The organism is Seleniivibrio sp., assembly GCF_021209385.1.
GTDB lineage: Bacteria > Chrysiogenota > Deferribacteres > Deferribacterales > Geovibrionaceae > Seleniivibrio.
In genome coordinates, this window is record NZ_JAJOIL010000024.1 from 1 (window position 1) to 13,785 (window position 13,785).

At 46.5% G+C, this 13,785-nt stretch carries 13 protein-coding genes; 7 read left to right on the forward strand and 6 right to left on the reverse strand.

Annotated elements, in window-relative coordinates; genetic code table 11:
• Positions 1-156: 156 nt before the first annotated feature.
• Entirely contained in the window at positions 157-1,824 is a 1,668-nt protein-coding gene (locus LRY47_RS07275; protein ID WP_295223762.1) for a methyl-accepting chemotaxis protein, read from the reverse strand.
• Positions 1,825-2,057: 233 nt separating this feature from the next.
• Positions 2,058-3,353, reverse strand: a complete 1,296-nt coding sequence (gene nhaA, locus LRY47_RS07280) for a Na+/H+ antiporter NhaA (RefSeq protein WP_295223763.1) — start codon at positions 3,351-3,353, stop codon at positions 2,058-2,060.
• 96 nt (positions 3,354-3,449) lie between these two features.
• On the opposite strand from nhaA, the gene LRY47_RS07285 reads away from it, so the two are divergent.
• Positions 3,450-4,388, forward strand: coding sequence for an aminopeptidase (locus LRY47_RS07285; RefSeq protein WP_295223764.1), 939 nt, complete (start codon positions 3,450-3,452; stop codon positions 4,386-4,388).
• A gap of 14 nt (positions 4,389-4,402) precedes the next feature.
• Positions 4,403-4,546 carry a hypothetical protein gene (locus LRY47_RS07290; RefSeq protein ID WP_295223766.1) on the forward strand — a complete coding sequence of 48 codons (144 nt, stop codon included), beginning with the start codon at positions 4,403-4,405 and terminating at the stop codon, positions 4,544-4,546.
• Between the two features lie 334 nt (positions 4,547-4,880).
• Here LRY47_RS07290 and upp read toward each other — a convergent pair whose 3' ends face one another.
• Together upp and LRY47_RS07300 are read right to left on the reverse strand one after the other, a co-directional pair.
• On the reverse strand, positions 4,881-5,516 hold the full coding sequence (upp, locus tag LRY47_RS07295) for a uracil phosphoribosyltransferase (RefSeq protein WP_295223767.1): 636 nt from the start codon (positions 5,514-5,516) through the stop codon (positions 4,881-4,883).
• Entirely contained in the window at positions 5,516-6,730 is a 1,215-nt protein-coding gene (locus LRY47_RS07300) for a solute carrier family 23 protein (RefSeq protein ID WP_366043444.1), read from the reverse strand. Before LRY47_RS07300 ends, upp begins: the two co-directional genes overlap by 1 nt.
• A 201-nt stretch (positions 6,731-6,931) precedes the next feature.
• Between LRY47_RS07300 and LRY47_RS07305 the strand changes: the two genes are divergently transcribed.
• The 5 genes from LRY47_RS07305 (at position 6,932) to LRY47_RS07325 (ending at position 10,780) form a co-directional block, all read left to right on the forward strand.
• On the forward strand, positions 6,932-7,933 hold the full coding sequence (locus LRY47_RS07305; protein WP_295223771.1) for a low specificity L-threonine aldolase: 1,002 nt from the start codon (positions 6,932-6,934) through the stop codon (positions 7,931-7,933).
• A gap of 94 nt (positions 7,934-8,027) precedes the next feature.
• Positions 8,028-8,186 carry a hypothetical protein gene (locus tag LRY47_RS07310; RefSeq protein WP_295223772.1) on the forward strand — a complete coding sequence of 53 codons (159 nt, stop codon included), beginning with the start codon at positions 8,028-8,030 and terminating at the stop codon, positions 8,184-8,186.
• A 10-nt stretch (positions 8,187-8,196) separates the two neighbouring features.
• Positions 8,197-9,069: a transporter substrate-binding domain-containing protein gene (locus LRY47_RS07315; RefSeq protein ID WP_295223773.1), complete on the forward strand. Its 873-nt coding sequence runs from the start codon at positions 8,197-8,199 to the stop codon at positions 9,067-9,069.
• Between the two features lie 25 nt (positions 9,070-9,094).
• Complete coding sequence (locus LRY47_RS07320; protein WP_295223775.1) at positions 9,095-10,042, forward strand: ABC transporter permease subunit; 948 nt, start codon at positions 9,095-9,097, stop codon at positions 10,040-10,042.
• 12 nt (positions 10,043-10,054) lie between these two features.
• Complete coding sequence (locus tag LRY47_RS07325) at positions 10,055-10,780, forward strand: amino acid ABC transporter ATP-binding protein (protein ID WP_295223777.1); 726 nt, start codon at positions 10,055-10,057, stop codon at positions 10,778-10,780.
• Positions 10,781-11,140: 360 nt separating this feature from the next.
• On the opposite strand, the gene LRY47_RS07330 is transcribed toward LRY47_RS07325, so the two are convergent.
• Entirely contained in the window at positions 11,141-12,949 is a 1,809-nt protein-coding gene (locus LRY47_RS07330; RefSeq protein ID WP_295223779.1) for a methyl-accepting chemotaxis protein, read from the reverse strand.
• Positions 12,950-13,051: 102 nt separating this feature from the next.
• On the reverse strand, positions 13,052-13,744 hold the full coding sequence (locus LRY47_RS07335; protein WP_295223781.1) for a glutamine amidotransferase: 693 nt from the start codon (positions 13,742-13,744) through the stop codon (positions 13,052-13,054).
• Positions 13,745-13,785: the final 41 nt, after the last annotated feature.

Here is a 13,785-nt window from a genome sequence, read left to right on the forward strand (position 1 = left end):
TGAAATACCCGTGATAAATGATGAAAATCAGCTTTCGGCTGCGATATAAACCGGAAAAAGAAATAACAAGATACAAAAACAAAAAACGCCGCACTTCTCACGAAATACGGCGTTTGTCATCAGTCTGAGGCGACCGATTGGTCGCCTTTTTTTGCTCTATATTTTGAACTGGCTTATAACTTCCTGCAACTCCACAGACTGCTTTTCCAAATCTGCAACAGTACGACCTATTTCCACAAGAGCGTTAGAACTCTGCTCAACACCAGCCGAAATCGCCTGTGTTTTATCGTTTATCTCCTGCATTCCGTCCTTCTGCTCTGTCATTGATTTTTCAATGAATGTGTTCATCCGCTGCATCTCGCCGACAGAATTAACTATTTTATCAAAGAAACCCGCTGTTTCAAGCATGATACCCACGCCTGATTCAACCTGTTGTTTCGCGGCGTTCATATCGTTAGACGCTTTCTGCGAATCTGACCGGAGATTGCCTATAATATTGCCTATTTCCCCTGTTGAACTCTGTGTTCTTTCCGCAAGTTTCCTGACCTCATCAGCAACGACTGCAAACCCTCTTCCGTGATCTCCTGCTCTTGCCGCCTCGATTGCCGCATTAAGGGCAAGCAGGTTTGTCTGGTCTGCGATATCGCTGATAACATCAAGTATCTCGTTTATCTCCTGAGAAGAGTTCACAAGATTTTGTATAGTGCCATTGAGCTGGTCAACTCTGGTTTTGATTCCGTTCACTTCTTCAACGGCGGATTGAATCCTGTTGCGCCCCTCGGCTGTGGTTTCGGATGTTTCGTTTGCTATTTGACCGCTGGACGACAAACTCTTCGCCATTGCCGCAGAGGATGAATTCATTTGGCTTGTTGCTCCGGCAACGCTTGAAATCTGTGACGACTGATCATTAACAGTGGCAGAAAGTTCCTCAGTGGCTGATGCCAGCTCAGAACTTCCTGATGCGACAGCATGAGCGTTATGCTGTAAAGCAGATATTATTTCCCGAAGTTTATCAATGAAGCTGTTGAAATATTCCGCAAGCTTGCCTACCTCGTCCTGTGATTTTACATCCAGTTTTTTTGTCAAATCTCCCTTGCCGGAAGATATCTCCTTCAATGTGGCAGAAGCTTTTATAATACCGGAGGCAAGCACAACAACAAAATATCTGGCGGCAACAAGAGTGATTCCTATAACTATCAGTGATATAAGCAGCACTTGCACAACGGTTTTGACAATTTTGTCATGCGCGTCCTCATTGATTTTTTCCACAGCATTTTCGATATCCTCAGTGCTGGCAGCTGTGCCTACCATCATCCCAAGCTTATCTATGCCCTTCGCATAGCTTATTTTCAGAACTTCCCTATCCGTACCAGGCAGTTTCCACATATAATCGTCATACCCGCCTCCGTTTTTTGCTGCAATAATGGAGTTTTTAACCCTGTCATAAAGGTTCTTACCCACCAGATCGGGAGCTGTACGTATTGACAGAGCTGTTCCGTCATAGGCATAGCCGACAAGATACCCGTCTTTATTGCCGATATTGTCAAAAGCCGTCTGATCAAGCATCTTTATGATAAGTTCGCGTTGCTGGTCTGTGGTCAGGTTTCCGTCGTTAAGGATAGGCGTGATGGATGATATATATTCGTCTATCAGTTTTTTCAACTCACTCTTTTTGTTCGCAACAAGATTTGTGCGTGTGTTCTCTATCTCCTGCGATGCGCTGATATTCATCTCAACCGTCACAAGGGAAAGAATAATGGCTGTGACTGCGATAACAGGTATTGTCACCAACAGCAAGATCTTGCTCGAAATAGATTTAAACATTCAAAGCCTCCGCATAAATAATTGATAAAGCTCGTTACGAGACACTTTTATCCACCTCATGCAAGCAAAATCAACGCCACCACACTTTTTAAGCTAAATAGTTAATATAAAAGGTATTTAAAATGATTTTTCAGATAAATTACCGTATAATGAAACACTCTGTATCAACCCGTGAGACATTTTTTGATGGAAAGAGACACGGCGACGGAGACTGTCCGACGCCGCATTGACATTTATATATGTTTTTTGAGGTAGGCAAGTCCGAGAACTGCCGACAGAGCCGAAGCACCCAATATGGAAAGCTTCGCTACGTTCTGCATCTCTTCTGGAAATGCCATGGTGGAGATGAATATAGACATGGTGAGACCTACACCCGCCAGCATACCGGCACCGATAATGTGTTTCATATTAACGCCTTCAGGCAGAGACACTTTGCCGAACTTCATGAGAAGAGCGACACTGCCCACGATGCCCAATGGTTTGCCTATGACAAGTCCTGCGGCAATACCCGCGGAAACAGCGGCACCGTCCGAACCTACATTGCCAAGATCGAACAGCAGTCCCATATTAGAAAATGCGAAAACAGGCATTATTATATACGCGGTGAAGCTGTGCAGGCTCTCTTCAAGCCTTGAAAGAGGACTTGCAGCGTAGGTAGCCATATGAACCACCCTGTTCAGCTCGTGTTCGTTCTCTTTCGTCAGCTCCCTGTTCTCGTCATTATCAATTTTAGATATCGACGCTCTGGTCAGACGGCTGAAAACGTTCAGAGGAATCGCAGGTGAGGAAGGAACGAACATGGCTGTTATAACCCCTGCCGCTGTGGCGTGTATGCCCGCTTTCAGCAGGCAATACCAGAGTATACCGCCCACAACCATATAGGGTGTGATTGCCGCAACTTTCATCCTGTTCAGCACGAACAGAACCGCAACGGAGACAGCACCCCACATCATATATGACATAACGATTGATTCTGTATAAAAAAGAGCTATCACAAGCACCGCCAGCAAATCGTCAACAACTGCCAATGATGCAAGAAACACTTTAAGACCGGACGGAACACCGCTTCCCAGCAGTGTCAGAAGACCTATGGCAAAGGCTATATCAGTTGCCATGGGGACGCCCCAGCCGCTCATCACACCCTTAACGTTCAGAAGTGCATAGATGGCGGCAGGCACAATAGCGCCGCCAATCGCTCCCACAGCAGGCAAAACCGCCTGCGCAGGTGTGGAAAGCTCGCCGTGAACGAACTCCCGTTTCACTTCCAGCCCAACAAGGAGGAAGAACAGTGCCATCAGACCGTCATTTATCCAGAGGATAAGCGGCTTATACAGCGAAAAAGCACCCATAGTAACGCCAAGCCTCTGCTGAAAGAATGAGAAATAACCGTCTGAAACCGCAGAATTTGCAAATAACAGTGCCAGAACCATCGAGCCTATCATAAGGATACTGCTGGATGATTCAAGCCTCAGAAACCTCCCGAAAGGGTCAAGTGTGTTTGAAATAAGCCTGTTAACTCTCTTCTGCATTTATCACCTGATAGATTTAATTATATTGTAAAGACTTGTTGATTAATAACGAGTTCATACTATTATAGCATAATTGAACGAAAACAGGAGCGTATCATGCAACTAGAAAAGAAGATGGCTGACCTTATATGCGAATACTCCCTCAACCTGAAAGAGGATGACATATTTCTTATCCGCGCGGAGACCGTATCCGAACCCCTCGTTAAAGCACTGATGGTGAAAGCCCTGCAAATGGGCGCGCACCCTGTTCTGCGTATGGCTATCGCCGAACAGCAGGCGGCTTTTTACAGCAACGCCAGCGCAAAACAGCTTGAGTTCATAGCGCCCAGCGTTATGGCGGACGCGCACAACATCACCGCGCAAGTATATATTGACAGCACCAGCAACACAAAACAGCTCACAAGAGCTGACAAATCTAAAATAGCTCTCGCCAGCAAGACAATGCGTCAGGTGCGCGACGTTCTTATGGAGCGTGAGCAGAAAGGCGAATTCCGCTGGTCACTCTGCCCCTACCCTTCACAGGCTATGGCACAGGATGCTGAAATGTCGCTGGATGAATACACAGAGTTCGTTTACAACGCATGCAAGCTGAACGAACCAGACCCAGTTGCCGCATGGCGCAAGGTTGACGAGTTCCAGAAAAAAGTTGTGAACATACTCACCGGAACAAAGGAGCTTCGCGTTGTGGGAGACAAAACCGACCTCACCTATAATGTTGAAGGGCGCAAATGGCTGAACTGCAACGGACACCACAACATGCCCGACGGCGAGGTTTACACCAGCCCCGTTGAAGACGGTGTTAACGGACAGATATATTTCGACCTGCCCACATCATACATGGGTGTGGAAGCCGGCGGCATACTTCTGAAAATTGAAAATGGTCGTATAATGGAAGCATCAGCCGAAAAAGGTAACGACTTCCTGCAAAGCGTTCTGGAGACAGACGAAGGCTCAAGATTCATCGGCGAGTGCGCTTTCGGTCTTAACGACAACATAGACAAGCCCACAAAGAACATCCTTTTCGACGAAAGATAGGACGCACAATCCACATGGCAGTGGGTGCGAGCTATCCCGAAGCCGGCGGAAAGAACAAGTCAGGCATCCACTGGGATATGATCAAGTCCATGCATGACGGAAAAGCATATGCCGACGGAAAACTTATCTACAGCGAAGGAAAATTTTTAGGTTTATAAGATAGACTGCTTCGTCATTTCATTCCTCGCAGAGACGAAATCAAGAAAATCCCCCTTAATCCCCCTTTGTCAAAGGGGGAGACAAGACAGGAAAAAAATTTGGCGGTTAGATGCGAGCAGAACAAGAAAGACTTTTTGAACGAGCTACGCCCTCGCAGAGACGGCAAACGTCTTGAACTTATCGGCTATAAACGAGCAGTTCAAGGGAAGGATAAAAAATATGCGCAGTGTACGCAACGAAGGTACATGAGCAATATTTTTTAGACTTCAACGAAGAAATGAGAAGTTTAGAAGCGATAATAAAACAAATGGGCGGGTTTTTAACCCGCCCTGTCTACTTAGTACCAAATAACCTGTCGCCAGCGTCTCCAAGCCCGGGTACAATGTAACCGTTCTCGTTCAGACACTCGTCAAGCCCTGCGGCAAACACCTTAACATCAGGGTGTGCATCGCAGAAAGCCTTAACCCCTTCCGGAGCAGCTATCAGGCACATAAACTTGATATTCTTAACACCCACCTCTTTCAGCTTATCCACAGCTGCAATAGCAGAGCCGCCTGTCGCAAGCATCGGGTCGATGAGTATGAAATCCCTGTCCTCACTCTGAGGCGGAATTTTAAAGTAATATGAAACAGGCTGGAGCGTCTCGTGGTCTCTGTAAAGACCAATATGCCCCACACGGGCGGACGGGATAAGTTTCAGTATTCCGTCTACCATGCCCAGACCCGCGCGCAGGATAGGCACAAGAACAACCTTTTTGCCGGAGACTATTTTGGTCTTCGTTTTGCAGATAGGTGTTTCTATCTCAACTTCCTCCAGCGGAAAGTCCTTTGTGATCTCGTACGCCATAAGCATTGCAACTTCGTCCACAAGTTCCTTAAAACCCTTTTTCGGGGTGGTCAGGTCGCGGATAAAGGTCAGTTTATGCTCGATGAGCGGGTGGCTGATAACTTGAAAATTCGGGTAGTTCATCATTTATCCTTGGGGAGTATTAAGTTCAGGATAACGCCGACTATGCCCGCGAGACCGATACCGCCGAGAGTAATCTTGCCCATTGTTATGCTGAGGTCGCCGATACCGACAACGAGGATAACAGAGGCGATGATAAGGTTGCGCGCTTTGGACATATCCACGCGTTCGCGTACGACGGTTCCGATACCGATGGCGGCTATCATACCGAACAGCAGTATCATGATTCCGCCCATAACGGGAACGGGTATCGTTTTAAGCACTGCACCGAGTTTACCGACGAAAGCAAGCACTATGGCTGTGCATGCGGCGATAGTCATATAGACAACTCTGTATGATTTTGTAAGAGCCACGGCTCCTGTAACTTCGGAATAAGTTGTGTTGGGAGGTCCGCCAAGAAGGCTTGCAAGTGTGGTCGCAAGACCGTCGCCAAGAAGCGTTCTGTGAAGACCGGGGCTTTTAAGATAGTTCTTGCCTGCAACGTTTGAAATGGCAAGAACGTCGCCGACGTGTTCAATAGCAGGAGCTATTGCCACGGGAACTATATAAAGGATAGCAGATATATCGAACACGGGCATAGCGAATGAACCGTTTGCCAGTGCGGCAGACCAGGGGTTTGCGAGCCATGCGGCATCCGCAATGGGCTGAAAGCTGACAACACCCATGATGAGCGATACGACGTAACCTACGATGATCCCCATCAGAACGGGGATAAGACTGAGCAGCTTCTTACCGTAAACAACTGTCAGAATAGCGGTAAGCAGTGATATCATTGCGATAAGCATCGCCTTGCCGTCATAGTTACCGGAGGCATCGAAGCTCTTTGCCATGTCGACGGCAACTGGAGCGAGGTTAAGACCGATGACCATGATAACCGGACCTGTAACGATAGCGGGCAGGTATTTTTCGATGGCTTCAACACCGCCGACCTTTACCATTGCGCTGAAAACGAAGTATGCAAGACCGGCACAGGCGAGACCACCCAGAGTGGCGCCAACACCGAACTGCTTGATACCGAACTGTATGGGAGCGATAAACGCGAAAGAACTTGCGAGAAAAACGGGAACCATCCGTTTTGTGATAACCTGAAACAAAAGTGTGCCTGCGCCAGCAGTAAACAGAGCAATTGAAGGATCAAGCCCTGTAAGCAGGGGAACAAGAACCAGCGCTCCGAAAGCAACAAACAGCATCTGGATACCGATAAGACCGGTTTTCAGCTTGCTTTCTTCCATAAAAACCCTCCAAGATTTTCATTCAAAACAATCTAGTTTAAAGGTTTTTAATATGGATGTAAAGCCAAAACAGCATAGGTCAAAATATTGACAAATAAGGTCTTTTTATAACCAAACTAATACATTGCGAATATGAACGGTTAATGCTACTATTATTTTTTTATAAAGTAATTAAAGGCATTTCAAATGGATATTTTATTCTTAAGCGACAACACGGCGCCTGCCGACCCAAGGGTAATGCAGGCTGTGACTGACGCAGGCATTGGATATGCAAAATCATACGGCAGCGACAGGTGGACGGAAGAAGCTGAAACTCTTTTCAGAAAAGAGTTCGGCGAACAGGCGCTTTATTTTCCCGTGCTGACGGGAACAGGTGCAAACGTCATTTCGCTGGCAAGTGTCCTTTCCCCCTATCAGTCTATTTTATGTGCGGAAACGGCACACATTGCATGCGACGAATGCGGTGCAGTGGAGCGTTTCACAGCAAGCAAGCTTGTACCGGTCAAAACACCCGACGGCAAACTTAAGCCGGAGATGCTGAAGCCCTATCTGGCACATATCGGCTTTGAACACCAGAGCCAGCCGAAGGCAGTTTCCATCAGCCAGACGACGGAAACAGGCACAGCATACACTCCCGACGAACTCAAAGAACTCTCAGATTTCACAAAACAAAATAACCTCATACTTCACATAGACGGATCAAGAATAGCCAATGCGGCGGCAGGCATGTCTCTCAGCCTGAAACAGGCGTGCGCCGGTGCAGACATTTTGAGTTTCGGCGGCACAAAAAACGGGCTTATGATGGGAGAAGCGGTGATCTTTCTCAACCCCGCTCTGGCTGAAAGCGCGAAATATGTCCGCAAGCAGTACGGACAGCTCTTTTCCAAGATGCGCTATGTCTCCGCACAGTTTATTCCATATCTTAAAGACTGTATATGGCTTGAGAACGCTGACCGTGCAAACGCCATAGCCCGAAGGCTGGCGGACGGTTTCACCGACAGGGGCATATCAATCAAATATCCCGTTAACGGAAACACGGTTTTCGCGCACCTTTCCGATGTGCAGATAAAGAAACTTTCAGAAAAATATGTATTCTATGTGTGGGATGAAACGGAGAACCTTTGCAGGTTCGTCTGCCCATATACAGCAACAGAACGGGATGCAGACGGGGTCTTGACTCTGCTTTAACAGATCTGTGTTAATCATAGACATTTTTACTTTATTTTTTAGCTGTTTTTTTTTGTATAATTGAGGTTTAAGACGCATATTTAAGGAGGCAGTAATGGCGGAAAAAGAAAAGGTGACAACCGTTGAAGTCAAATGCCCGCTTTGCGATCATACCCAGATAGTCTACATCCCGAAAGAGGAGATCCCTCTCTGTCCTATACATAAAAAGAAAATGATCATAAAAGAAGTGCTTGAAGAAGGAAAATCATGCTAAGGAGGCATATATGAAGAAATTCATCGTATCAGTGTTTTACGCTGCCGTGCTTATGCTGGCTCTGCTGGTTGCCGGTTGCGGTTCCGAAAAGAAAGAAGCTGCTGCTACAGCCGCTCCCGCTGCTGAAGGCGGCGCTGCCAACGGTATCTGGGAGCAGTCAACTCTCAACAAAATCCTTAAGAACAAAGTTCTCAGGGTCGGTCTTGAAGCAGGCTACATGCCCTTCGAGCTGAAAAGCAAAAACGGTGACCTCGTCGGTTTCGACGTTGATATCGCAAAAATGATGGCAGAAGATATGGGCGTTAAGCTCGAGCTTGTCAACACTGCATGGGACGGTATCATCCCCGCTCTGCTCACAGACAAATTCGACGTCATCATGTCCGGTATGACCATCACTCCCCAGAGAAACCTTCAGGTTAACTTCTGCGACCCCTACATTGTAGTCGGTCAGACAATCTTCATCAGAAAAGACCTTGAAGGCAAAGTCAAGTCTTACAAAGACCTTGACGACCCCAAATACAACATCGCAACAAAGCTCGGTGTAACTGCTGACTATGCATCAAAAAAATACATGGGCAAAGCAAACATCAAACTTTATGAGACAGAGCAGGAAGGCGCTATGGAAGTTCTGAACGGCAAAGCTGACGCTTTCGTTTATGACCTGCCCTACAACGCAATATTCTACGCTCAGAACAAAGATAAACTCACTTTCCTTGACCAGCCCTTCACTTATGAGCCTCTGGCATGGGCTGTTCGCAAAGGCGATCCCGACTTCGTTAACTTCCTGAACAACTACCTTGCTCAGATCAAAGGCGACGGCAGATATCAGGCCGCTTACGACAAGTGGTTCGGCTCCACAGACTGGCTGGCTGATATCCAGTAATTAAAAAATTCAGGAGTGCTTTCAAGTGACATCGAAAACTAAAAACCTAATTTGGAACGGATTGCTGGTTGTTTTCCTATTCCTTCTTGGATTCGGAATTTACGGCGCATCCGTTAAGATTGATTACATCTGGCGATGGGAGAGGCTTCCGAAGTATATTTTCTACACGGACAGCCAGACCACAGCCGCACCTGTTGACGGAACCGTTACAATAGAGGGTTCAAAACTCAGTATTGTTCCCGCGGGAAGAGGTGATGCAGTCAGCTTTGAAGGTCTTGACGGTATAAAGGTCAAAAACGGCGACACTGTCACAAAAGGAAGCACCATAGCTGAAACAAGTTCGACAAAAGCAGGCCCGCTCGTGGTGGGCCTGTTTACTACACTTTACATCTCCTTCTTCTCGATTATTTTCGCGATCATTTTAGGTATTGTGACGGGACTCGCAAGGGTTTCGGGCAACCCGTTCTTTAAGAAGCTTTCGGTCTTTTATATTGAACTCATCAGAGGGACCCCCCTTCTGGTGCAGATATTCATTTTTTACTTTTTCATCGGGACAATATTCAATCTCGACAGAGTTACGGCGGGTATCGCCGCGCTATCGGTTTTCACGGGGGCATACATAGCCGAAATAGTCCGCGCGGGCATACAGTCCATCTCACGAGGTCAGATGGAAGCGGCACGAAGCCTTGGTATGAGCTATACACAGGCAATGGCACTGGTAATCCTGCCGCAGGCGTTTAAAAGAACGCTTCCACCAATGGCAGGTCAGTTTATATCTCTTATCAAAGATTCATCGCTGGTATCCGTTATATCCATCACCGATCTTACCAAAGCGGGAAGAGAGGTCGTCGCCTCAACTTTCAGCCCCTTCGAGGTCTGGTTTACAGTTGCGGCACTCTATCTCATTCTGACATCCGGTCTGTCGTTCCTTGTCCAGCTTCTGGAAAAGAGAATGGCTGCACAGGACAGGTAAGGAGGCGATAACATGATTAAAGCTGAAAACGTAGTTAAAATATATCCCAACGGCGTAAAGGCGCTTAAAGGCGTTTCACTGGACGTGGCAAAGAGCGAAGTTCTGGTTATCATCGGACCTTCGGGTTCCGGCAAATCCACGATGCTTCGCACACTGAACCTTCTTGAAGAGGTTCAGGAGGGCGAAATAGCTATCGACGGACAGTCGCTCACGCATCCTAAAACAAACATAAACCACCTGCGCGAAAACGTGGGTATGGTGTTTCAGGCATTCAACCTGTTTCCCCATAAAACTGTTCTTCAGAATATCACCCTCGCACCTATAAAGGTTAAAAAGCTGAAAAAAGACGAGGCTGATACAATAGCCACGGAACTTCTGAAAAAGGTCGGTCTGTCGGATAAACGCGACTGCTACCCCAGCCAGCTTTCCGGCGGTCAGCAGCAAAGGGTTGCCATTGCGCGCGCACTCGCTATGCGTCCGAAGGTTATGCTCTTTGACGAACCTACCTCGGCTCTTGACCCCGAAATGATCGGCGAGGTTCTGGATGTTATGAAAACCCTCGCAAAAGAGGGAATGACAATGGTCGTCGTAACCCACGAGATGGGGTTTGCCCGCGAAATGGCGGACAGAGTTATCTTTATGGACGACGGGCTGAAGGTTGAAGAAGGAACACCGGCCGAATTGTTCAACAACCCGAAGAGCGACAGATTGAAGCTCTTTTTAAGTCAGGTACTTTAATTAAAAAGTAAAGGCGACCGTTTGGTCGCCTTTTTTATTATCCACAAGTTTTTGCAAACCCTGTCATGGTAAACATACTATGCTTTTCAGACTGCTTCGCATACGCTCGCAGAGACAGGTTTTTCTTTCCGTCTTCGCGAGAAGCGCAGCGACGACGCGATCCAACTTTTTCTCCCCCCTTTAGAAAAGGAGACTTAAAGCTGACAACGCCGGAATGCGATGCGTTATCAACTTTCCTGCGGTGCTTAGAACCGAGCAGTCCAAGGCGGAGGGAGAAAAATATGCGCAGTGTACTCGAATGTACATGAGCAATATTTTTATCCTGACAACGCCGGAATGCGATGCGTTATAAGCGCCGTATCATATCTTAAAGATACGTGTTCCTTCCATCTGCTCATCCGCCTGCTTCTGCAGGTCTGCAACAGTATGAGAAACCTGAGAAATAGCCGCCGTACTCTGTTCCAGCCCGCTCGATATTACCTGAGCATTGTCGTTTATGTTTGTTATAGCCTGCGACTGTTCACCAACAGCGGTTGTTATCATTGAGCTTGATGTGGATATCTCGTTAACTGATTCCACGATCTTTTCAAATATCTGGTCAACAGCGTTAAGCTTTTCTGCACCGGTTTCAACCTTTTTACCTGCCGCAATCATTTCAGTATTGGTTCTTGCAGTTTCTTTTACAAACTGGGAGATGATTGTGCGAATCTCCTCGGTTGACTGCTGTGTACGCTCCGCAAGCTTACGGACTTCGTCTGCGACAACTGCGAAACCTCGTCCGTGGTCGCCTGCTCTTGCTGCTTCAATAGCTGCGTTAAGAGCAAGAAGGTTTGTCTGGTCAGCGATATCGTTTATAACAAGCAGGATGCTTCCGATGTCCTCTGACGACTTTGCAAGCCCGGCAACGGTTGTGCTGAGCTCTGAAACGTTTTTGCGTATGTCGCCCATAACGTCGTTGGCGGATTCGATATGCTTCTGTCCCTCTGCCGTAAGTCCTTTTGCAGCGGACGACTTATCGGAGACCTCGTGTATGGACTGCATTACAAGTGCAGAAGAAGTGCTTATCTCTTCCACAGCGGATGCGACTGACGAAACCTGCTGTGACTGTTCGGAGAACGTACTTGCCAGTTCCTCGGTGGTGCTTGCAAGCTCCGTACTGCCGGATGCCAGAGAGTTAGCAGAAAGTATGATATTCTCTATTATTTCTTTGAGCCTGAGCCTCATCTCCTCCATAGCTGCCGCAAGATGACCTATTTCGTCTGTCTGACGGATGTCAAGCGGTTTGGAGAAATCGCCCTTGGAAAGATTTGCAGCGAAATCCATTGCTTTGCCCATGGGAACAGTGAGCGAACGTGTGATCAGTACAGATAAAAGGGTTCCCAGAGCAACAGATGCCAGTGAAAAGACAATTATAATTATTACTGATACTGCAGTATTAGTATTCATTTTTGCCTTTTCCTTTTCAACAACCACTATGGAAAGCTTCTGTGCGTTTGAGGCAGATTTAAGCATATCGTTCTGCAATGATGCCATGTGTTCAACAGTTTCAACACTTTTCTTAAAAGATGCCTCGTATTCATTTAACAATGACAATATGTTAGGCATCCCTGAGGCAGATGCGCTTACTGCTTTAAAACTTCTGTTAACTTCATCCAGAGGCATAGCAGTATTATTCATATAACGCAGAACTTCAATGCGCATCTTTAAAAGATTCTCATGAACAGCAGGGACAGAATTTGTGGCTGCAATGGCTTTTGCTCCCGCAGCAGCCATTTCATCACGAATTCTATTCTTTGTTTCCAGAGTGGCAACATATTCTTTCAGCTTGTCATGATAGGTTTTAACAGAAACAAGTATTTCCTGAATTTCTTGATCATCCTTCATTTCCGGATATTCATCATATCCATCTTCAATCAGTTTGGTTGCAAGGTTCAGATTTTCATCTGTTTTCGCAGCGTAAGATTCATCGAAAGAGTTTGAATACATGAATCTTGCGATTCTTGCCTCATATATGGCATTCTGCACATTAGAGATTGTATCCATTTTTCTTGCCTGGCTTGCTATTCCTTTGATTTCAAAGTAGCTTACGAGCCCCATCACCACAAGGAATAACAGAACGATTCCGAATCCAATGGTAAGCTTAAGGGAAAGTTTCATGTTGTTGAGCATAATACACCTCAAATAATAAAGAGACTTTAATTGTGTAATTTCCAATATGGAATTAATTTTCCATTCGTCAACGATAAAATTTATTTACACTAGTATACATTATTATTCGGTACAATGCTCAACAAATTTACTTAAAAGTGTATTTGCCTCAAGAGTTTCGCTAATTGAACACAGAATTGACTCAGGGTTAATTAATTTATTTTTCTGGAACAGGGCATATTCCCTGCTGATGATTGAATCGTATTCAGGATGGAATTGAACTCCCCATGCGTTCTTTCCAATTCTGAAAGCGTGGTGAGGCTCATAATCGTTTTCGGCAAGAAGAACGGCACCCTCCGGCAGTGTCAGAACTGACTGTGTGTGCGTAACATGTGCCTTAAAAGATTTCGGCATGGATTTAAAAACCGGATCTTTCTTTGCTTCGGCTGTAAGATTGATATCAACAGTTCCGATCTCAGGTCCCTTCGGATGATCCCCGACAACGCCGCCCATGGCATGAGCAAGAAGCTGATGCCCGTAGCAGACGCCCATTATTGGAATCTCCTTTGCAACTGCATCTTTCAGCCAGTGCGCGGTCATTTCGCTCCACTCGTGGCGGTCGGTGACCATCTCGTGAGCGCCTGTGATGAGTATCCCGTCGAAATCATCCGGCTTAGGCAGCGCACTCTTCTGTACGTCGATGATCTTTACCTGCTGCCTCATAACACCCATGAACCTTATCATCCAGTCTTCAAAGTCGCCGTAATGCGTTGAAAGGTCTCTCATGGTGTTGCCGGTTTTTATCAAAAGGAACATATTAATATCCTCAATGTCAGTATGTCAGAACAGTATAGACC